The sequence below is a fragment of the Paraflavitalea devenefica genome (assembly GCF_011759375.1).
Taxonomy (GTDB): Bacteria; Bacteroidota; Bacteroidia; order Chitinophagales; family Chitinophagaceae; genus Paraflavitalea; species Paraflavitalea devenefica.
This window is the reverse complement of the sequence record NZ_JAARML010000001.1, coordinates 1,238,488-1,261,273: the sequence shown is the minus strand read 5'-3', so window position 1 is coordinate 1,261,273 and position 22,786 is coordinate 1,238,488. Positions and strand designations below refer to the sequence as shown.

Genomic DNA, 22,786 nt, shown 5'->3' with positions numbered 1-22,786 from the left:
TTAACTTATTTCCACAACAGGTTCTGACCCAGCTTCGAATTCAACTGAAGGTCGGCCTCAGGTATCGGATACAGGTAGTGTTTCTCTTCCCAGGCCCTTTCTACATTCGTAAGCCAGGTAAGCTCTCCTTTGGTATCGTTCGATAAACGTTGCGGATTCTTTGTTCCATTGGCCAGGGTTTCCGCTACGTTTATGTAAGTAACTCCCGACACTTGCGTAGCAGGTTTTACTGTATAAAAGTAAACATCATTTTTCCCATCGCCATTCAAATCCATCATTACATCAAGGGCCGGTACATAAAATCCATTCCAGGGAAGGTTCATTAGTTCACCGTGATGCCAGCGTACAAGATCATAAAAACGCAATCCTTCCAGCGCCAGCTCTATGCCCCGCTCGCGGCGTATTTCCAGCAGGACGGGCTTGCTGCTGATATCAGGGAAATAATTGGTAGCCAGGTAAGGGTCTGCTACAGTGGGCAGTGCATCGGCAGCAGCAGCGGCTATGCCTGCTCTTTTGCGCAGGGCGCCTATGGTTTTAATCCAGTCGCCTGCCTCAAAAGTTCCCAATTCAGCCCTGGCCTCTGCATAGTTCAACAACACTTCGGCATAACGTATCATGGAGATGGAGTTATCATTACGGCTGCCGCCATCAAAATAAGTATCGTCCAGGCACCATTTGATGGGTTGATAACCTGTATAGGTATAGGAAAATACGGGAGGCGCCGGTTCTGTTTTGCCGCCATTGATCCTTTTATAATCTCCCATGCGGATGGTTTGCTGCAGGCGCATATCTCTGTCTTTCACCTCATCGGCAAAGACCATCGTTTTATAACCGGGCTTGTCGGTAAAAGGGGTTCCATCAATGTTGAGGTAGGTATTCACGAATGTGCGGGTAAAGCTGATGCGGGCCCCATAGGTAGCACTTGTCCACCACCAGTTGGCATCATTGAATACACTCAATGCAGGGTCACAGACTGCCGCCAGGATGATTTCGCTGCTAACAGGCGCTTTGCTGGTAAATAACAGGCGGTAGGCTTTGGCAGGTCCATCGGCTGTATTAAGGCTGTATCCGCCTTTTTTGATTACTGTATCAGCGGCACTTACGGCTTCATCCAGCCAGGTATTGGCTGTTCCGCTTAAACCCTGCGCCAGTCCGCCACTATAATCATGGTACTTTCTGAATGTTCCTTCAAACAGGCATATGCGTGACTTATAAGCATACGCTACCATCTTGGTAACGAGACTGCGTGTTTTGTCGTCTGATGCTTTAATATTTTCGCAGGCAAAGTTCAGATCAGCCAATACAGAGTCCATTACTTTGGCCCTTGGATCACGGCCATTGAACAGGGCTGGGTCTTCTACGGTCATTGCCTTGGTGATCCAGGGAACGTCGCCAAAGCGTTTTACTTTGTCAAAATAAAAAACCGCCCTGAAGAACCGCGCCAGGCCAATGTAATGTTGTTTTACAGGGTTGGCTACCTTAGGACTGTTGCAGTTCTCTATAAAATAGTTGATGTTACGCAGGTTTCTCCAATCCCATCCACTGCTTTGGCGGGAACCAAACCCGCTTCCCTTCCGGTAAAAATCTGGCGCCTGGGTGCGGGCCCCGTAATCACTCATTTCATCGCCCCGGTGTACGGCATTGGCATCGGGTAAAACATCATAAAATGAATACGCATAGGTTTCCAGTCCTTTCTCGCTGCCGAATACAGCTTCTTTCGTGGCGGTAGCTTCCGGTACCTGGTCCAGTTTGCGGCAGCCGGTCAGCAGACCACCTGCCAGTAAAAACCATAAATATTTTTTGTTCATACGTTTAATGATAAGTAGTTAAACATTCTTTTAGTGCGTCTATAATGTCACCGACAATCCAATAGTCACACTCTTCAGCATGGGATAGTTATTTCCATTACCATTGGTGCCATTGGTCAGTACGCGGTCGGAGCCGCCGGTATTTTCGGGGTCAATATCTTTCGTGATCTTGTACATAGGCGACCAGGACCACAGGTTTTCACCGGATACATATACCCGGGCATTGCTCATCTTTAGCTTACTTACAAGCCTTGCGGGCAGGTTATAACCTACCTGGATATTCTTCAGGCGGATGTAGGCAATATTCTGCAGGTACTTTGTTTGCACCGTGGTGAGCTCACCGCCACCGCTTTGCGCTGAATAACCACGCAACCTGGGGAAGTAAGCGTTGGGGTTTTCTTCAGACCATATTTTATCTACCATTGATTTCGGAACGCGGTTGTAAGGCCTGTTATAGGGGCCCCAGAAATAATCAGCTTCTGCACCCGGCCACCAGTCTTGCTTACCCACACCCTGGAAGAAGGCAGAGAAGAAAAAGCCATTCCAGTCTGCATCGAGGTTAATGCTGTAGCTATAGCGGGGCGTTGAATTGCCGATCACCATCATATCACCGGAGTTGCCTACTTTATTGTCGCCATTATTGATAGTGGTATCTCCATTGAGGTCTTTAAATTTAATATCCCCGATCATGGCCTGGCTGGTGGTAGATGCTTTGTATAATTTTTGATATTTGGCGTCACCAATATTGTCTTTGGTGAAGAATCCGTCTGTCACGTATCCCCATATCTCACCCAGCTTCATGCCTTCATAATAAGTATCGGCCAGCTTTTTATCAGGATTGTTGAACTTGGTAACCCGGGCCTGGTAATCAGACAAGGCAACACGTACCTGGTAGTGCACAGGTTTGGAGGCAGTAGCGATCTGATCTTTCCAGGTTAATGATACTTCCCAACCTTTTGTCTCCAGGTCGGCATAGTTGCCTTTGGGCACATCTGTTCCGAATACTGCCGGCAAAGGCATGCCCTGCGTAAACATGTCGGTGGTTTTACGGATATAATAATCTCCTGAGAAGATCAGGCGGTTAGAAAGGAGTGACATGTCCAAACCGATATCCGTGGTAGTGGAGGTTTCCCAGGTAAGCCCATCAGGCAAAACACCCGGCATGCTGGTACGTTGGGGCCTTATGCCATTCAACACCCTGCCCGACTGTGAAATACCGAATTGTTCCTGGAAGGAATACGATCCAATATTCCCATTACCCAGCGAACCATAGGAGCCCCTGATCTTAAGATCGGAAATGATGGTGCGGGGGACATTCCAGAAAGACTCATTCGATACCCGCCACCCTGCAGAAACGGAAGGAAAGAAGGCATAACGCTCATTGGCCGGAAATTTGGAAGAACCATCATAACGGCCATTTACTTCTACAAGGTACCTGTCTTTAAAAGCATAGTTGAGCCTGAAAAACCCACCTGCAATACTCCACCGTTCCCAGCCGCCGCCCGTTACAATGGACTGACCCAATGCCAGGTTAATATCCTGCGCATCTTCATTGATCAGTACGTTCCTGAGCGTTTGTAATCTTTTATACGTGGATTGCTCATAGTTGAAACCGGCCATGGCCTTGAAATAGTGGCCGCCTTTGAACTTGTTTTCAAATTCACCATACAGGTTGGTGGCGATATACTGGGTTTCCTGATAAGTATCCTGGATATCGTTGGTATTGGTGCCCACATATTCTATTACACCTGGTATCCGGCTATAAGGTACCGGCACCCGTATTTGTTTCTGGTTATTATCAGTATTCTGGATGGTGAAATCACCTTTGATCCGTACCTTATCACCGAACAATTGCGCCAAAAAGCCCGTGGTGTTTTTGATGATACGCCTGTCCATATCAATACCATTCTTGCCATACCAGAAATCACCTACTGTATACGCTGCTGAATAGCTCAACGTACCATCGGGGTTGAACATAGGCGCCATATTATGCCCTTCATCTGCAATATTGCGCCAGATACCACCACCTTCACCCACATTCAGTGGGTTATGGTATAATACGTTGGAGTAATCAGTATTATTCTCTATCCGCAGCCAGGGATACAACTGGATAGCACCTTTGGCGCGGAAATTATACATGCGGTAGTCGTCGGAATTGTAACGGAATAAACCTTCCTGGCCAAAATACCTGCCGGTAACCATAAAGCTGGACTTGCCGGTACTGCCCGAGAAGGAAATATTATGCTCCATCGCATTATGGGTTTTCTTATACAGCTCCTTGAACCAATCGGTGTTGTCGTAGTATACATATTCACCGGTAGGCCCTACTTCTACTTTGGACAGGCTGGGGTCTTTTGATCTTCTTTCCAGCTCGGCCAGGTAAGCCGGTGAAAACTTTACTGTTTTGTTCACGTTCTGAGGTGTCTGCGAGTAATCATTCCAGGCAGTCCAGGCTTCGTTGAATAGTTTGGCAAACTGGTAGCCATCTGTTACCAGGTCAGGCACCCTGATAGGCTGTTTAATAGCATAATTGGCCGAATAGGTAATACTGGTCCTTTCTTTCGTTGGGTTTTTGGTGGTGATCAATACCACGCCAAAAACACCGCGGGCGCCATAAATAGCTGCTGAGGCAGCATCTTTCAGCACAGATACCGTAGCCACATCATTGGGATTGATCAGGCTGGGATCTCCTTCCACACCATCAATCAGTACCAGTGCATTGCCGCCCTGTCCGATAGAAGTATTTCCACGGATATTGAATGCCGCCGCCTGGATGGGTTTTCCATCGCCCGGCCTGATATTGAGGTTAGGAATAGTACCCTGCAAGCCCTGGTTAATATTGGGCAGCGAACGGTTATCAAATACCTCCCCGCTCACCTGGTCTACTGCACCGGTAAGGTTCAATCTTTTTTGGGTACCATAGCCTACTACCACTATCTCATTCAGGCGGTTGGCTACCGGCTCCAGCTTTACCGATAAAGTGATCACTTCACCGTTCTTATACTGGTAACCCTCCAATATTTTCTTATCATAGCCTATAAAGGAAAAAGTAAAGGTGTAAGGACCACCTGCTTCCAGGCTGTTGAACGTGAAAACCCCTTCCACATTCGTTTGTGTGGAAGCAGAAAACTGGTTACTCTTGTTTTGTACCGTTACCGATACTGATGGCATGGGCATGCCTTTTTCATCTTTAATAATACCTTTTACCGCAGGATGCTTTTCCTGGGCAAAGCTTTGCCGGGCCAGCAGTAGCCATAAAAGGCAAACAGCCAGCTTTAAACAGTAGTTTAATTGTTTCATAATTATGGTTGGTTTTGGACAATACAATGCCTGCTCCCTTCCGGGAGATTTTTTGAACTGAATAGCAATAACTGATTATTGAATGGTTAGCCGGTAAACAGTTCCCTCCTGTACAACCACATAATTGTTTAATTCCGCAATCGTGGACAGTACCTCATCGGCTACCTGCTTTTTTAAAAAGCTACCTGTAAACTTTCTTCCTTCCGGTTTAGCTTCATCTGTATTAATGGTTATCTTATATACCTCACTGATCTTCTTCAACACTTCAGTTAGGGGGGTATTGGAAAAGCTGATGGCTGCTGCTGTTTCAGTAATGCTGCCGTCTACCTGTATGGGTGCAGTGATTTTCGCCGGTACGGGAGGTTTGGGGGTAATGCTCCGGAAACTATTGCTGTTATGAGAAAAATTGTACGCATCACCCGGATGCAGGTACACCGGTTTGCCGGGATGCTGTAAGTTCTGTAATACTACCTTTCCTTCTATCAGTTTTACAGTTGCTATGCTGCTGCTGTCATACGCCTTGATCCGGAAGGTAGTGCCGAGGGCTGTAGTGGAAAACCCTTTTGTGAATACCGTGAACGGACGGGATTTGTCTTTTGCTACACGGAATAATCCTTCTCCATGTAGTGTTATGTTTCTTTCCGATAAATCAAAAGGTTGTTGGCAGATCAATAAACTCTTTGCATGAAGTGTAACAGTGCTTCCGTCATCTAAAACATAAGTTACATTTTTTAGACTATTGTTCCGGAATATTTTTGGAGTGCTTGCGGGAATTTGCGGACTACTATTTTTTAGGATTGCTTTTTTTGAAGCCGGTTGCACAAACTGGTAAATAGCCACGAACCCGGCTGCTATCAATACGGCTGCTGCTACCTGCACCCACTGCCGCAAAATGACCCGGGCGCCTTTTTTATCTTTGTTGTTCTCAATGTGCTCAAACCAGGTATTGCTTTCAGCCGTGCTTAATGCCATGCCATGCACAAATGATTCCCATTCCCGTTCAGGAAGCCATTTATCCAATTGCTCTGGATGATCCAGGAAATACTGGTGCACCAGGATTGCTTCTTCTTTCGTGCAATTGTTTTCAAAAAAACGCTTTATCGCGGCTTCGCTTACTTCCATACGCTTGGTGTGCTGTGTGCTTTATATAATACGTTCCATCAACTGCTTTGCACCCACCGGTAACAATCAGTTAATATTAGCATGACATAAAAGCGCGCGTGATATAATTACAGGAACATTTCAGGGCCCGACAGCAGGAGCAGCAGTAAAGAAGCAGGCTCATTCATCTTGCGGATTTCACGTACTGCCCGGTTTACCTGGTTTTCAACGGTCTTTTTGGAAATGGAAAGTGAATCTGCTATCTCTTTATTCGATAATCCTTCCAGGCGAAAGCGGATAATGCGCCGGCGCATAGGCGGCAGGTGGGCAAGGCTTTCCAGTACGGTAGTAAGCTGATCATCATTGGTGGGCAAGGGTACCATCACTGAAGAGGAGTCTGTTTGCTCAATGGCCTGCAGGGGGACCGTTCTGCTGACGGCATGTTGGCGGAGCATATCAATCAGGCTTGTTTTTGCAATGCGGAATATTTGTGCAGACAGAGAAAGTGCCGGGTTCAGTTTACTGCGGAAACGCCACAGTTTAATGAAAGTCAATTGTACCAGTTCCTTTCCCTCATCGGCCGATTTTGTTTTAAGCAGGAACCAGGCATACAGTTTTTCATGAAACAAATCATAAGCCTGCCGGAACGCAAGTTCATTACCGGCGCGAATGCTATTTATCAGTGCCCTATCCATTTCCATCCATTAATTCCCGTGCAAGTTAGCCACGATACAAAAGCTGCCGGATTAAGTCATTGTTAACAAGAATACTTGCGCAAACGATTGATTTCCGTTCCCTCACTTGCAACGTTCCTCCCCTTCTGTCATTTCGAATCCCGCCTGCGCACTGGCCTTTTAGCGATGCAGGCGGGATGAGAAATCTGTTGTCGAAGCAAAGGCAGGCCATTCAAAATACATTTGCAAAATAAGACCAATCGGTCTAATTTTGTCCCGTGGCTACCAAAGCAGAGAAAACGAGAGAATACATCATTGAAAAAGCAGCTCCTCTTTTTAATAAGAAAGGATATGCCGGTACTTCTATGAATGATATCATGGAGGCTACCGGACTGGCCAAAGGCGGCCTCTACGGCAACTTTAAGAATAAGGACGAAATCGCTGCCGCTGCTTTTGAATATTCTTACCAGCGCCTTAAAGAAGACCTGGGCGCCAGGGTAGGGCCTAAGAAAACAGCTATGGAAAAGCTGTATGCCATTTTACAGTATTACCGGAATTATACGGTGGATCCCCCCATACCAGGTGGATGCCCGTTGATGAATACGGGGCTGGATGCTGATGACAGCTATCCGTTCCTGAAAAAGAAAGCAAAGGAAGCCATACTGGAAATGCTCCATGTGCTGCAGCGTATCCTGAAAAAAGGAATAGATAACGGTGAAATAGATCCCGGTATTGATGTGAAGAAAGAAGCGGAGATCATCTATGCGCAGATCGAAGGCGGCATTATGATGGCCAAGGTAGCGGACGATGTTTCCATGCTCAACCGCATGCTGGATAACCTGAAGGAGCGAATGAAAGAGAATTACAGGAGCCAATAATTTTTTTGCCTATAAAAAGACCGATTGGTCTAATAATAGTAATCATTAACACATCTATCAACTATGGAATTACAAAGCACCTACACCATTCGCTTCAATGACTGTGACCCGCTTGGGCACCTCAATAATGCGCGGTACATTGATTATATGCTCAATGCCCGGGAAGACCACCTTAGTCAATTCTATCAGCTTACGCTTCCCCAGTTTCACCGGCAGGGCCTTGCCTGGGTGGTAAGAAAACATGAAATACAATATGTACGTCCTGCATTTTATACGGAGAAAGTAACCATCATTTCCCGCCTTATAGAGTTAACAGAAGCACATATTCTGGTGGAGCTTTTAATGTATGATGAAAAGCAGCAATCGCTCAAGGCTGCCATGTGGACCAATTTTACCAGCATTGATCCGCAAACCGGTAAACGTAAGGACCATACACCTGCATTTATGGAGCTTGCCCGGATCATGGACCTGCATACGGTAGACCTGGCTGCCGGGATCGGGGAGCGGGTGAAGCAATTACAGGCACAGGTGAAGGCTGCTGCAGCCTGATCTATATCCTGAAATTCACCAGCATGCGGCATCCTTTACCCGGTGCAGAGTCAATCTCTACATGACCATTAAAGATCTCTGCCCGGTTAATAATATTGGTAATGCCGATACCCGTGCGTTTTTGTTGTACATCGAATCCTTTACCATCATCAGCCACGCACAGGCTCAGTACATTACCCAGTTGCCTGATGCTGATATCAATATTACCGGCGTTTGCGTGGGTAAGAATATTATTAAGCTGTTCCTGTATAATACGGAACAGGGTCATCTTTAATTTGTCGTCCAGCCGGTTTTCCTCCATTACCGAAAAGTCAAACTTAATATGAAAACGGTTGGCAATACGGATACTTTCCAACAGGTTGTCAATAGACAACTGCAGGCCTATTTCCTGCTGGTACCCCTGTATTAATGATTTCGACAGCTCCCGGAGTTCTGCAATGGCAGTATTGATCATTTCTGCGGCCCGCCGCACCATATGCTGCTGTACCGGCTCATTGTCTTTTCCGTGTTCAAGACATACCCGGGCGATGCTGAGTATTTGTTTTACATTATCATGTAATTCACGGCCAATATGGGCCCGCTCTTTTTCCTGTGCGTCAATGGCTGCCTGCATGATCTCCTTCTGTCCGTTTATCTTTTCTTCCATCAACTGGTGGCGTAGGCGTATCTTCTCTGTAATATCATTGGCTACAATAAGGTAGCAGTTATGTCCTTTATAATTAATGGTATGGGCCAGTACCTCTGCAAAGATGATCTCTTTGTTCTTTTTCACATGCCTGCGTATCAACTGCTGGTGCAGTGTTATATCGCCTGAATGCAATAGTTCTTTTAATTCATACTGGTTTTCTGCCGGCGTTATATCAAACGCTGTACGCTCCAGGAACTCTTCCCTGCTGTAGCCATAATGCTGTACCGCTGCCTCATTCGCTTCCAGGAACCGGAGTGATTCCGTACAGCATACCCAGGTAGGTAAGGGACTCTTATTAAACAGGTTCTTATACAGGTCTTCCGATTCCTGTATCCGTTTCTCCACCATCACCCGCTCTGTTATATCACGGAAGTTGCACACAATGCCGTTCACTCCTTCCGTTTCCATCATATTTGTTACGATGCCCTCTACCCATATTAATTGGTTGCTCTTGGTATAGGCCCTCGATTTAACAGAAATAGACACGCCCGGACTGCTCAGCACCTGCATAAATGTTTCCATATGTTCTGCTATATCGTCCGGATGCATAAAGCTAAAAGCGCTGGCGCCGGTAAGATCTGTCAGTTTAGTCCCAAAAAACTTTTCAATGGAAGGGCTTCCATAAACAATATTGCCTGTACCATCTATTACTAAAATAATATCAGTGCTGTTCTCGATCAGCGAACGGAACCTTATCTCGCTTTCCTCCAGTTTACGGCTGTATTCTGTATGGGTGGAAGTATGGTGGGAGAATATTTCCATAGAAACAGGTTGTATTTCAGGTAATCAATAAGAGAACAACTGCCTGAATCAGAAATCTTTAGCCAATCGTTATCCTGTAAATCCTTTACACATGGTCATTCACGCAAACATATAAAATTAGAAAAATATAGGGTAAACTACTAATACTCTTTTAGGGGTAAGCATGTAGAAGGATCAGGCCTGTTTTTTTCTTTGCACGAGGTAGAGGCCGGCAATTACCAGGGCCATGCCCGCTATCGTAAATAATCCGATCGGATCATTCATGAGTACATTGGCAATAATATAACCCGACACCGGGCAGAGGAATAGCCAGAAGGATGCTTTTACCGCATTATCACGCAATAAATACAACCATAACTGAACGGCGAGGATAGATACCGGGATGGCCAGCCACAATACAGCACCCGCAAAATGCATATCCCATACATTTTTGGCAGGCTGGTAGGTAATAGCCGCTGCCGGTAGCAGAAAGATTCCGCCAAGCAAGGTTTGCCAGCCATTGATCGTTAAAATATGCAGGTCGCTCCACCGTTGCCGCGAGAAATACAATACACCCACAGAATAGGCCAGCATACTGCTCATCAGCAAGCCAATGCCAAAGGGCGTAGAGGTACTGGAATGCATGGAGGGCCAGGCCGCCAGCACCACCCCAGCGCTGCACAACAATAAACTGATAACTGTAATGGCCCGTAAACGTTGGCCAAACAATAAAGTAGACATCAGACTGATGAAAACAGGATTGGTAGCCACTGCCAGTGAGCCCAGTCCCGGTGCCACTTCCTGCATCGCTACGATATATACGCCCAGGTAAATGGAGATATTGAGTAATCCATAAATAGCCAGTTGCTTCCACTCCTTACCCCGTGGTAAACGCTTACCCAGTACCACATGCGTAATCAATAACATGATCCCTCCTGCCAGGAAAAAACGCGCAATACAAATGATAAATGGCTGCGCTGATTGCAACCCGATCTTTGTAGCGGTAGAAGCTGAGGACCATAACACCGCGAAAAGTAATCCTGCTATAAACAGCAGTACTCCTTTGGACTGTTCATTTTTCAAAACCACTTCTTTATTGTCCATGCGGCGCAAAAATACTATTGTATTATTATAATGATAACACAGGCTTTGTAATATATCCCTGGCAGTGCCGACTTATTGGCGTTCATTCAGTCTATGTTAATATTTTCTAAATAGTAGGTACAGCGTAGGGGTAAACAACTGCTACGTTGTCATACTGCAAACAAAATTCCCGTATGTTACGTTCCACCATTCGCTTTTTATCCTTGTTCCTAACCTTGTTAACTTTTCATGAGGCCGTACTTGCCCAGACTGGAAAACCATTGACCGTCAGCGGCTATGTCCGTGATGCCGCCAGCGGCGAAGTGCTGATCAACGCTACGATTAATGTGAGCCCGACAGGCGCCACCGTGCAATCCAATGCTTACGGTTATTTTTCCATTACGCTGCCGGCCGGCAAGTATACCATCAATGTAAGTTATACAGGGTATAGCCTCTACAAAACAGAGATAGACCTTACAGCCAGTAAAACATTGGAAGTTACCATGCAAACTGCCGCCGCTGAAATGGACCAGGTAGTAGTGACCGGCGAAAAAAGATTGCGCAGAACCAATACCGTGGCATTGGGCATCCAGCAAATGAGCATGGCGCAGATCAAAAAAATACCTGCTTTCATGGGCGAACCGGACGTGGTGAAGGCATTATTGACATTACCCGGTATCACCTCCGTAGGGGAAGGTGCGGCAGGATTTAATGTGCGGGGAGGTAATGTAGATGAGAATCTTATCATCATGGATGAAGCGCCTGTCTATAATTCTTCCCACCTGCTCGGTTTTTTCTCCGTTTTCAATCCCGATGCGGTGAAGAATGTAACCCTGTATAAAAGCGCCTTCCCGGCCGAATATGGTGGCCGCACCTCTTCTGTGTTGGACATTCGCATGAAAGAAGGCAACAACCAAAAACTCTCCGTGAATGGCGGTATCAGCACCATCTTTAGTCGCATATCCATTGAAGGCCCTATTCAGAAAGATAAATCCTCGTTCATTGTGGCTGCCCGCCGCTCTTATATTGATGTATTGGCCAAACCCTTCCTCGAAGGTGATAATAAATTGTACTTCTATGATGTCACTGCCAAGGCCAACCTGGAGATCAATGATAAGAATACCATCTACCTCAGTGGTTATTTTGGACGTGATGTATTTGGTTTTGGGGGTGATGCCGGTTTCGAATGGGGCAATACCGCCGGCACCTTTCGCTGGAACCACCTTTTTACGCCCCGCCTCTTCCTGAATACCAGTGTATATTATTCAAAATATGACTACAAGCTGTTCTTCAGCAATGCGGACAACGAGCTTAGTGAAAGATACGATTGGAAATCAGACATCCAGACCTACGGCGTAAAACCATCGCTCACCTGGTTCATCAACAACAAACACCAGTTAAAAACAGGTGTGAACGTAGTATATTATAATTTTTATCCCGGCCAGGGGATAGCCTTCAGCGAAGGAATTAAAAATGATATTACGCTCAAAAAGCGGTATGGCTCAGAAATGGCTGCCTGGGCAGAAGATACCTGGAAACTCAGTCCCAAATGGCAGATACAGGGTGGCGTGCGGTTCAACCGCTATTCTTATCTTGGCAATACTACTTTGTATCATTTCCGCGATACTACGGCCAATGTTCGTAAGCCGCTGGACCGGGAAGAAGTGGTGACCAGCAAAAAGCCCGTTATCTCCTGGAACTTCTTTGAGCCCCGCCTTTCTGTGCGGTATGAATTAAAGAAAAACACTTTCCTCAAAGCAGGTTATGCCCGCAGTTCCCAATACCTGCACCTGTTGTCCAATACCGCGTCGCCTACACCGGTCGATCTGTATTTCCCCAGCACCAACAACATCAAACCTTCTGTGACCGATCAGGTATCGGTGGGTGTGGTTACCATCCCGGAGTCCCTTCCCCTTGAGTTCTCTGCCGAAGTATTCTATAAAAAGATGGATGATGTGCTCGATTATATAGACAATGCCAACCTTGAACTCAACCAATTGGTAGAAGGTGATCTGTTAACAGGCAAAGGCAGGGCCATGGGCCTTGAGCTGGAGGTGAAAAAAGAAACCGGTAAATGGCAGGGATGGGTGAACTATACGCTGTCAAAATCAGAACGTAAAACACCGGGCATCAGCAAAAATGAATGGTACCTCAGCCGCTATGACCGTACCCACGTAGTTAATGCGATGGTCAGTTATTCACACAATAAGAAATGGGACTTTTCCGCCACCTTTAATCTTGGCTCAGGAACACCCGCTACTTTCCCCGATGTCCGTATGGACATACAAGGCATGCCTGTTCCCTATAACAGCACCGAAAAAAGGAACAACTACCGCCTGCCTGCCTACCACCGGTTAGATCTGGCAGCTACGATGAAGGGCCGCCAGGGTAAAAAGTTCAAACAGGAATGGGTATTTGGTATCTATAACGTGTATGCCCGTCAGAATGCGTACACCGTCTATTTCCGGCAAAATGAAGATGAGCCGCAGAAAAAAGAAGCTGTCAAGTTAGCTATTATCGGTTCTATCATGCCAGCCATCACCTGGAACTTTAAATTCTAAAAAGTATTACCATGAAGCATTATAAATTATATATAGTTGCACTCATAGCATTGTACAGCCTTTCTTCCTGTGAAAAAGTAATAGATCTCAATGTGTCCGACGGACAGAAGCTGCCCTATGTGGATGCCTGGATCACCGACAAACCGGGTAAGCAGGTCATCAAATTCCAGCGGGCAGTCAACTATCTCGAAAACAAAGAGCCCGAAGTGATCACCGGCGCACAGATCGCTGTGACAGATATTACAGATAATAAGACGTATAATTTCACCTTCCAGAACGGCGCCTACGAATACGATGCCGGCGCTGCCGCTATCGGCATTGTTGGCCACGAGTATAAATTGACCATTAGCTGGGATGGCCAGCAGTTTGAAGCTACCGATAAACTGAACCGGGTAGCCGCCATTGATTCCATCGTTTATAAATACCAGGAAGGGGACGATCTGGAAGCCGATGAAGAAGTTGGTTATTATGCAGATTTCTATGCAAGAGACCTGCCCGGCGCTACCGATTATACCTGGATCCGCACCTATAAAAATGGCAGCCTTAATTATCATGTTAATGAAATGGTGGCTATTGACGCTTCCTTTTACGAGGACGCTTCTGATGGCTACACCTTCATTGAGCCTTTCCGGGAAGGCATCACCTCTGGTGAACACCCCTACCAAAAAGGAGATGTGGTAAAAGTTTTGCTCCGTTCCATGAGTAAGCCTACCTATGATTTCATGGATCAGTTGCTGGATCAGTTGTACAGTGGCGGACTGTTTGCCGAAGTATTACAAAATGTACCCTCCAATATTTTTAATAAACAAACAACCGGCAAAACGAAGATCTATGGTTGGTTTGGTACCGTAGCCGAATCCGAACTTTCTAAAACAATACAATAAGTACAGGTTAACGGTTATTGCGTGTAGTGCATCCCCTGGTCAGGCGATTATTGGTGTAAGCCTGCGGGATGCACTACACATAATAAAAATATCCTCTGTTTACGGCATAACCGGTAAGGGTATCGTACTTTTGAACGGGATTATAACTCCTGCGTACACCTAAATACCTAGTTATGTCATCGTCCTTCAAAAGGATAACCGTTAAATTGCTGAAGCTGACCGGTATCTCTTTCGGCATTGCCCTCCTGTTAATGTTTCTGCTGCCCTATATCTTTCCCGGCTTTGTTTCTACCAAAATCAAGCAATGGGCCCGGAGCAGTATCAACGCAGAGCTGGATTTTTCCAAAGCCCGCCTTTCCTTTTTCCGCCATTTCCCCGCTCTTACCCTCACCTTATACGATCTTTCGCTCAAAGGTTCTGTCCCCTTTGAAAAAGAGACACTGGTACAATCAGAAGAGATCTCCCTGGGGGTAGACCTGTTCAGCCTGTTCTCCAGCGAAACCAGTGTTGACAAAATATTCCTTACCAATGCCAATATCAATATCCTGGTAGATAAAGATGGCCATGCCAACTACAACATCTATCAGTCCAAAAGCAATGACACCACTAAGGTGTCCACAGATTCTTCCGGCGTAGCCCTGAAAATTGAAAAGATCCTCATTGAGAAAAGCCGCCTTGTATACAATGACCAGTCCATTCCCATGCTGCTCAACATGAAAGGACTTTTCTATGAAGGTACCGGCGACCTCAGTAAAGCGATCTTCGACCTCCATACTCACATGGAAGTGGACTCCCTCGACTTTTATTATGACAGCCAGCCTTATGTGGTTTCCAAAAAGATCAATGCCGACCTCATTACCAAGATCAATACCAACTCGCTGGCCCTCTTCTTTGAGCAGAATGACCTTACCATTAATAAGCTCCCGCTCCGGTTCAATGGGAAATTCGAATTCCTCCCTAATGGCTATGACATGGACTTTATGTTGAAGTCTGCGGAGAGTGACCTGCATGATATCTTAACCGGCCTGCCGCCGGAAGTGACCAAATGGCTCGACAAAACAGATGTAAAAGGTTTTGGCGACATTGACGCCACCCTGAAAGGCAAATACATAGCCGATAGCAGTATCATGCCCGACCTGACCCTCAATGTGAAGATCCGGAACGGGTACATTGCACATGCTGCTGCTCCATCACCAGTCACCAATCTGTTCCTTAACCTGCAATCCAAACTCCCCCAATTGAATACCGACAGTCTACAGGTGACCGTTGATTCCATCTTTTTTAATATAGACAAAGACTATTTCAGCTCGGTCATCCGCCTCAAGGGGTTGAACACGCCCCAGGTATATGCTAAGGTGAACAGTGAAATGGACCTGGAGAAATGGGACAGGGCTATTGGGTTTGATCAGTTTGACCTCAAAGGGAAATACAAGGTACACCTGCTGGCGGACGGAGTGTACGCAACGGCTGTAGTACCCAAAGGCGTCCGCGGTACCGATACCATCGTAAGCAGTATTCCCCGGTTTACCCTGCGCTCATCGCTGTCTAACGGTTATTTTAAATACAATTCCCTGCCTCAGGCGGTCAACAATATCAGCTTTAATCTCGATGCTTCCTGTCCCGATCACAACTATAAGAACACCAACCTCTCCATAGAAAACATCAATGCCTCGGTATTGAACAACTTTATCAAAGGCTTTGTGAAATTGGGCAACAGTAAGGATTTCCCGGTAAATGCACATTTGCAAAGCGTATTTAACCTGGCAGATATAAAAAGCTTTTACCCGCTGGACAGCATGACCCTGGCCGGTAACCTCCATATTGATGTACAAACCAATGGAAAGTACATCCCTGCCAAAAAGGTTTTCCCGGTAACGCAGGCCACGCTTACCGTACGGGATGGCAGCATTCAAACAAAATACTATCCGGCCCCCTTAGAAAATATACAGGTAAGCGCTGTGGTTACCAGCCGCAAGGGCTCTATGAAAGACCTGTCGGTACAAATTACCCCGGTCGCTTTCCGTTTTGAAGGGCAGCCTTTCTTTGTAAAAGCCGATCTGCAAAACTTCGACAACCTCCGGTACAATATTGCCTCCAAGGGAACGCTGGACATTGGAAGAATATACAAGGTCTTTGCCCGGCAGGGATATGACCTCAAAGGATTTATTGAAACCAACCTTTCCCTGCGCGGCCTTCAGAGCGACGCCACAGGCGGCCACTATGATCGGTTGTTTAACGCCGGCACCATGAAGCTGCACGATGTAACGCTTCGCGCCGATATCTTCCCCGTTCCTTTCCTTATCCGTTCAGGTGTCTTCCGGTTTCAGCAGGATAAAATGTGGTTCGATGCTTTTAAGGTAAACTATGGTAAAAGCCAGCTCACCCTCAATGGCCACCTCTCCAATGTGATTAATTACATGATGGAAAAAGGCACGCCCCTGAAAGGAGAATTTGACCTGAAAACCAATTACCTGCTGGTAGATGAATTCATGGCTTATGCCGGTACTACGGGTACTGCGCCTGCAGGCAATGGAGCCCCTGCAATAGCGGCTACAGGCGTGGTAATGGTGCCGGATGACCTTGCGGTAACATTCAGGGCCGATGCCCGCAAAGTACACTACAATGGCATAGACCTGAAAGATTTCAAAGGGTTGGTCAGTATTGACAGCGGCGCCATCAAACTACAGGAAACCGGCTTTCAGCTCATTGATGCCCCGGTGGTCATGAGCGGAAGTTATAAGAGCCTTACTCCCCGCAAAGCAGTATTTGATTATCACCTGAACGCGAAAGAGTTTGATGTAAAGAAGGCTTACAAGGAGATACAACTGTTCCATGACCTGGTACCTGCGGCTGAAAAAGCAGAAGGTATTATTTCGCTGGACTACCAGCTTGCCGGCCGGCTGAATGAAAACATGCAACCGGTTTATCCTTCCTTAAAAGGCGGGGGTGTGTTATCGGTGAAGAAAGTAAAAATGAAAGGGTGGAAGCTGTTCAGCGTGGTCAGTAAAGAAACAAGCAAAGACATTGACAATCCCGATCTGTCTAAAGTAGACATAAAATCTGCCATCAATAAGAACCTCATCACTGTTGACCGCACACGCATGAAGGTATCGGTATTCAAACTGCGCTTTGAAGGTCAAACCAGTTTCGATGGAAAGCTCAACCTGAAACTGAGGGTAGGGCTTCCCCCGTTTGGCATCATCGGCATTCCGGTGCATGTAACAGGTACGCAGGACAAGCCGGTCGTACGTTTACGCAGGGGCAAAAATGGTGAGCTTGAACAAACTGAAGACGCGGAAGAGGGCAAGGAAGAACTGCAATAAAGCAAGCGCACTCACTACTCACTTTTCAAACTGTATCCTGAACTCCGTTACCCCCGGCTCAATGGTCTTCAGTGAGAACTCATACCCATGATTCAATAATATCTCCCTGGTAAGCGTAAGCCCGATACCCTGCCCATCCTTTTTGGTGCTGAAGAAAGGGGAGAATAACTGTTCGGCAATAGGAGGGGCAATCCCTTTCCCGGTATCCCGTACGATCAATTCTTTTGGCCAGGAGCGGGTAATAAAGCTGATCGTTCCTTTTTCCGGAATGGCCTCAATGGCATTCTTAATAATATTAATAAGCGCCTGTTCCAGTTGCAGTGTGTCGGCCTGGATCTGTACAGGTGTTGAAGATAACTCAAATGCAAAAGCAATTTGTTTTTCTCCGGCCTTCAGCTCCATCAGCTTACCGGTGCTTTGTAATAACTGGTGAAGGTCTGTGTTTTTCTTATGTGGCTCCGGCAATCTTACAATATCCGCAAAATTGCGCATAAACACATTCAGGTTATGGTTGCGGTCAATGGCTACCTGCAGTGCGTTACTGATCGTGGTGCTGTTTTCATGGGCCTGCAGGGTAGACTGTAAGATGGAGTTAACAGGTCCTACTGTATTATTTACCTCATGCGCCATCATCCGGATCACCTTGCCGTATGCTTTCTTCTCTGCAGCCAATAGCTCTGCCGTCAGCTCTTCCAGCATAATAAAATACCGGGCGAAGCCGCGGTCTATAAAATGGGACTTCTGTAGTTTATAGGTCTCAATCCCATTCACAGTAACTGTTTTACTTTCCCCTGATGACAGCCGGCTGATCTCCTGCAGCAATGGATGGAAAATCGTATGTATAGGCTTGCCCAGCAAGGCCTGCTCTTCCACACCCAACAGTAACAATGCCTGCGGATTCAACTGGTGAATACACTCATCCAGGTCAAGTATAATAATGCCGGTGGGCGAAGTGTTGATCAGCTTCTCCAGGAAAAAATGTTGTTGCTCCTGTTTGGTCCGTTCTTCTCTCAACTCGTCGATCATTGAATTATATACATTAATAAGTTGGTCCATCTCATACCTGCCGGTGGCCAGGAACTTTACATTGAAGTCCCGGTCGCGGATAGCATCCACACCCTGCATGAGCGTTTTAAGCGGCCTGATCAATTCTTTGTACAATTGCCAGGATATAATGGCCGACAGGAGCACCAATACCTCTGAAGCAATAAAAAGGATCTTGTTATCATTGAAAATAATAAACGTAAGAGCCAGTGTAACCAGGTGAATAATGCCAACAAACAGGATATATTTAGTCCGTAGTCTCATCGTAAGGAATATTGTATTTCTCCAGTCGCCTGTACAGGGCGCTACGCGTAATGCCCAGTGCTTTGGCTACTTTCGTAATACGGCCTTTATGGAATTCCATCGCTTTGCGGATCATCTTTTTTTCGAGCTCTTCCAGGGTAATACTGCCTACTTCCGGCAATTCGATATTTCCCTTTTGCCGTGGCGAGGTTTCCAGTTGCGATTGAAAATCTTCCACATCAAGATACTCTTTTTTGCTAACCAGTACCGACCGTTCCACCAGGTTCTTCAATTGCCGGATATTGCCGGGCAAAGGCAATTGCTGTAACCACTTCATCGCTTCCCGGCTTATGTTTAATTGGGGGCGGTTATAGATCTCCCGCAGGTTATTCACAAAAAAGTTGACCAGCAGGGGAATATCGCCCGGCCTTTCCCGTAAAGCCGGCAGCCGTACCGTGATCAGGTTAATACGGTACAGCAGGTCTTCCCGGAAACTGCCTTTGAGCACCATTTCTTCCAACGGGCGATTGGTGGCACAAACAACCCGCACATCCACCGTCTTTGTTCTGCTGCTGCCCAATACTTCATACGTTCTGTCCTGCAACACCCGCAGCAGCTTTACCTGGCTGCCCGGATCAAGGTCACCGATCTCATCCAGGAAGATCGTTCCCTTATTGGCCATCTCAAACCGGCCCGTCCTGTCAAAGCGGGCATCTGTAAAGGCGCCCCGTACATGGCCAAACATTTCACTGTCAAACAAAGAAGTGGAAATACCGCCCAGGTTCACTTTTACAAAAGGCTTGTTGCTGCGCAGGCTGTTCTGGTGTACACTCTCTGCGATCAGTTCTTTGCCGGTGCCACTTTCTCCCATGATCAGTACAGAAGCATCAGTAGCAGCTACCCGGCCAATTGTTTCCAGGATGTCCAGCATGGCGTCATCTTCACCAATAATATGCTGGAAATTATAAATGCTGTCCAGTTTTTTACGGTTCAGCTTCTCCGTTTTCTTTTCCTGCAGGTTCAGTAAAGTTTTCACCGACTGCAGCAAATGGTCATTGCTCCAGGGCTTATTAATAAAGTCATTCGCGCCCAGCTTCATGCCCTTTACTGCCAGCTCAATAGTGGCCCAGCCGGTGATCAGGATCACAGGTACGGCAGGATGTAGTTGCCTGATCTGTTGCAGCAGCAACATACCTTCATCGCCCGAAGTATCAATAGAAAAATTAAGGTCCAGGATAATTAAGGAAGGGGCCTGTTGTTGCAGCAGATCTACTGCTGCTGCAGGCGTATCCACAGCAGCAGTAGCATATCCCTGTTGTTCCAGCAATAGCACCAAAGAAGTCCTTACTGCAATATCATCGTCTATAATTAAGATCATAGCTATCGAAAAAAGTCTAAGTTACTGCTAATCCTCATGCAAAGCCACCGCCGGATAAATAGCCGCCGCTTGTTTGCCCGGATACAACGCACATACCACTACCAGTGCATAGATAAACAAAACAGATAATCCTATTGCAATCAGGTACACACTGGCCGGCATATCAAATACATTGAGCAGTGGGAACTGTACAGCAAAAAAGCAGCCCACCAGCAAGGCAATAGTAGACAATACCAGTGCCTCACTCACCAATTGCCGGGAAATAGATTGCCCGGTAGCCCCAACAGCCCTGCGCAAACCGATCTCACTTTTGCGCCGGTTAATATTATACCATAAAACCCCAAACAGGCCAAGCGCCACATTGATCACCAGAAATCCGGCCACGATCATCATAATGATCATAGGCACCAGTGTCATATTATTCCTGGCCCTCCGTTTATCGGTCAGGTGCTCGATCTCTATCATCGCACTTTTTAAATGGCTGGCCAATGCCTTATACAGCCTGCCTTCAAAAGCGACATTGGCCCCGGGCTTCACCCGTATCAATAGCTCCTCCATCCAGTGATAGGAGCTGGTATCCGCCCGCCTGTAAATAGCAGATTCCACGGATTGGTAGTCACCATGCTCTTTTATGTCATTGATCACGCCTACTATTTTCAAAGGGCGTTCAGATCCCTTATCCAGCAGCTTGCCAACAGCCTCTCCGCTGCCAAACAACCGCTCTTTCAGAAAATGATTGATCACCACCGGCCTGTATTTGGCGCCGGCATCCTCCTTGGAAAACCACCGGCCCGATTGCAGGCTAAGGCCCAACACATTATCATAATCATCCTCCGCCGTATAATCATTCACCTGTTGAATATGCAGGCCTTCATAATTAACATTGTTCTGCGTACTGCTCATAGCAAAGGGAATATTATTGCTGGTAAAGCTGACTGCCTCTACCTCCGGCATAGACTTCAATTGGTTCTGCAGTGTTCCAAAGAATAAATACATGGAATCATATGTCGTAGGCCTTTCTTCTATACGGAATTGAACAGCCCATACCCTTTCATAATCGAAATTCATGGGTTTCCGGTAATTCTGGTAATAATAAACTACCAACGTAAAAACAGCAAAGATCACCAGGAAGGAAACCAGGATCTCCAGCATCAGTACAAAATGCTGTTTCTTTTTATTCCAGATCAGTTTAAACAAATGCTTCAGCATAATAAGCAATTAAATAAGATGATAAATAAGCTTCTATTGCGCTTTTAAGGCCGTCACTACCTGCAATCTCGACATACGCCAGGCCGGATATACGCCTGAGAACAACCCAAACACCAGGCAGGCTAGCAATGCCCAGGCCAGTACCGTGAAATTGATAGTTAGGTAAAGGTGGGGCAGCATCTGGCTGTTGTTGATAATGGCAATAATGATCGCGGAAAATACAACACCCAGTATGCCGCCTATCAGTGTAAGGATAATATTCTCAATAATAAACTGGTATACCAGTGTCCTGGAAGAGGCGCCGAATGCCTTGCGTACCCCTATCTCTGACGATCGTTCCATAATACGGCTGATATTAATATTGATCAGGTTCAGGGTGGGCAGCAGCATAAAGAACAAGGCAAAAATGCTGATGATAAGAATAAAGGTTCCAACGCCGGAACTCTCGTCCTTTCCAAACAGGGTACGTGTAAAACTGGTCAGGTAAGGATCTACATAACTAAGTAACTTGTCATACTCATTATCTGGTAAGGGTACCCGGGCAATTACCTGCTGGTATTCTTCCTGTATTTTAGACATATCTGCTTTTGATCTGGCCAATATAATAGCCGTGTAGCTGCCACCAATTCCTGTATTGCCTATCTCCGTTTTAGACAAGGTATAAGGCACATACATGTTGCCATAGGAGAATAATAAAGTAATAGGAACGCTTTTTACTACACCGGTAACCCGGTATTTCACATTATCCGCTTCAATATATTTACCGGCAGCGGTTTCTTCTCCAAAATATTCCCGTTTCGTTTCTTCCGTTATCACCGCCACGTGGTCCCTATTGGCAATCTCCTGCGCTGTATAAGGTCTTCCTTCGAGGAACTCAAACTCCTGTACGTCCCAAAACTCGGCGTTGGTATACTTCATATCAATCACCATCTTCTTATTATTGACATAAGTATTTGTGGGAAGGAAGATGGAGGCTATGGCCACCTTTTCAGGCGTTTTCATACTATGCACATACTTATTCAGAAAGTAAAAGCTCATGGGGCCATTGCTGTAAGACTGGTGCTTTGTATGAATACGTGTTGTGGTGTTGAGGTACAACGACCGGCCCCGCTTCGTGTCGGGATACTGGGGATTGATCAGGTGGTCCAGGAAAGCCGTCAGCACGATCAGGATCGTCAGCGTAAAGCTGATACCAAACAAGCTGATAAACGTAAAAAACTTACGCCGCTTCAGTACCGCGATCGCTATCTTAAAATAATTCTTTAGCATAAGAAATAAATTGTTCTTGGTTAATACTAATATGGTTGGGCCGCAGCTCAAAG

The 22,786-nt window shown here is 46.3% G+C and carries 15 protein-coding genes; 5 read left to right on the top strand and 10 right to left on the bottom strand.

Annotation, left to right across the window (positions count from 1 at the left end):
- Window positions 1-5: 5 nt before the first annotated feature.
- The 4 genes from HB364_RS05060 to HB364_RS05045 form a co-directional block, all read right to left on the bottom strand.
- Entirely contained in the window at window positions 6-1,808 is a 1,803-nt protein-coding gene (locus tag HB364_RS05060; protein WP_167286788.1) for a RagB/SusD family nutrient uptake outer membrane protein, read from the bottom strand.
- Between the two features lie 39 nt (window positions 1,809-1,847).
- Window positions 1,848-5,108, bottom strand: coding sequence for a SusC/RagA family TonB-linked outer membrane protein (locus HB364_RS05055; RefSeq protein WP_167286787.1), 3,261 nt, complete (start codon window positions 5,106-5,108; stop codon window positions 1,848-1,850).
- Window positions 5,109-5,183: 75 nt separating this feature from the next.
- On the bottom strand, window positions 5,184-6,230 hold the full coding sequence (locus HB364_RS05050) for a FecR family protein (RefSeq protein WP_167286786.1): 1,047 nt from the start codon (window positions 6,228-6,230) through the stop codon (window positions 5,184-5,186).
- A gap of 107 nt (window positions 6,231-6,337) precedes the next feature.
- Window positions 6,338-6,904, bottom strand: a complete 567-nt coding sequence (locus HB364_RS05045) for an RNA polymerase sigma factor (RefSeq protein ID WP_167286785.1) — start codon at window positions 6,902-6,904, stop codon at window positions 6,338-6,340.
- Between the two features lie 257 nt (window positions 6,905-7,161).
- Here HB364_RS05045 and HB364_RS05040 point away from each other — a divergent pair, with 257 nt between their 5' ends.
- The gene (locus tag HB364_RS05040; RefSeq protein ID WP_167286784.1) at window positions 7,162-7,761 is read left to right on the top strand and encodes a TetR/AcrR family transcriptional regulator; all 600 of its coding nucleotides are present in this window, start codon (window positions 7,162-7,164) and stop codon (window positions 7,759-7,761) included.
- A 63-nt stretch (window positions 7,762-7,824) separates the two neighbouring features.
- A complete protein-coding gene (locus tag HB364_RS05035) occupies window positions 7,825-8,310 on the top strand; it encodes an acyl-CoA thioesterase (RefSeq protein WP_167286783.1) in 486 nt (161 codons plus the stop codon).
- Between the two features lies 1 nt (window position 8,311).
- Here HB364_RS05035 and HB364_RS05030 read toward each other — a convergent pair whose 3' ends face one another.
- On the bottom strand, window positions 8,312-9,760 hold the full coding sequence (locus HB364_RS05030; RefSeq protein WP_167286782.1) for a PAS domain-containing sensor histidine kinase: 1,449 nt from the start codon (window positions 9,758-9,760) through the stop codon (window positions 8,312-8,314).
- Window positions 9,761-9,934: 174 nt separating this feature from the next.
- Complete coding sequence (locus HB364_RS05025) at window positions 9,935-10,822, bottom strand: DMT family transporter (RefSeq protein WP_208419854.1); 888 nt, start codon at window positions 10,820-10,822, stop codon at window positions 9,935-9,937.
- Between the two features lie 194 nt (window positions 10,823-11,016).
- On the opposite strand from HB364_RS05025, the gene HB364_RS05020 reads away from it, so the two are divergent.
- From HB364_RS05020 to HB364_RS05010, 3 genes are all read left to right on the top strand, one after another.
- Window positions 11,017-13,383 (top strand): TonB-dependent receptor, encoded by a 2,367-nt coding sequence (locus HB364_RS05020; RefSeq protein ID WP_167286780.1) that lies wholly within the window; start codon window positions 11,017-11,019, stop codon window positions 13,381-13,383.
- Between the two features lie 11 nt (window positions 13,384-13,394).
- Complete coding sequence (locus HB364_RS05015; RefSeq protein ID WP_167286779.1) at window positions 13,395-14,267, top strand: DUF4249 family protein; 873 nt, start codon at window positions 13,395-13,397, stop codon at window positions 14,265-14,267.
- A gap of 173 nt (window positions 14,268-14,440) precedes the next feature.
- Complete coding sequence (locus tag HB364_RS05010) at window positions 14,441-17,590, top strand: AsmA family protein (protein WP_167286778.1); 3,150 nt, start codon at window positions 14,441-14,443, stop codon at window positions 17,588-17,590.
- 18 nt (window positions 17,591-17,608) lie between these two features.
- Here the strand turns inward: HB364_RS05010 and HB364_RS05005 are convergent, their stop codons facing one another.
- From HB364_RS05005 to HB364_RS04990, 4 genes are read right to left on the bottom strand one after another with little or no spacing between them, the layout of a single operon-like run.
- Window positions 17,609-18,898 (bottom strand): sensor histidine kinase, encoded by a 1,290-nt coding sequence (locus HB364_RS05005; RefSeq protein ID WP_167286777.1) that lies wholly within the window; start codon window positions 18,896-18,898, stop codon window positions 17,609-17,611.
- Window positions 18,882-20,255 (bottom strand): sigma-54-dependent transcriptional regulator, encoded by a 1,374-nt coding sequence (locus HB364_RS05000; protein ID WP_167286776.1) that lies wholly within the window; start codon window positions 20,253-20,255, stop codon window positions 18,882-18,884. The genes HB364_RS05005 and HB364_RS05000 overlap by 17 nt, the downstream gene beginning before the upstream one ends.
- A 27-nt stretch (window positions 20,256-20,282) precedes the next feature.
- Window positions 20,283-21,464: an ABC transporter permease gene (locus HB364_RS04995; protein WP_167286775.1), complete on the bottom strand. Its 1,182-nt coding sequence runs from the start codon at window positions 21,462-21,464 to the stop codon at window positions 20,283-20,285.
- 33 nt (window positions 21,465-21,497) lie between these two features.
- Window positions 21,498-22,733 (bottom strand): ABC transporter permease, encoded by a 1,236-nt coding sequence (locus HB364_RS04990; RefSeq protein WP_167286774.1) that lies wholly within the window; start codon window positions 22,731-22,733, stop codon window positions 21,498-21,500.
- Window positions 22,734-22,786: the final 53 nt, after the last annotated feature.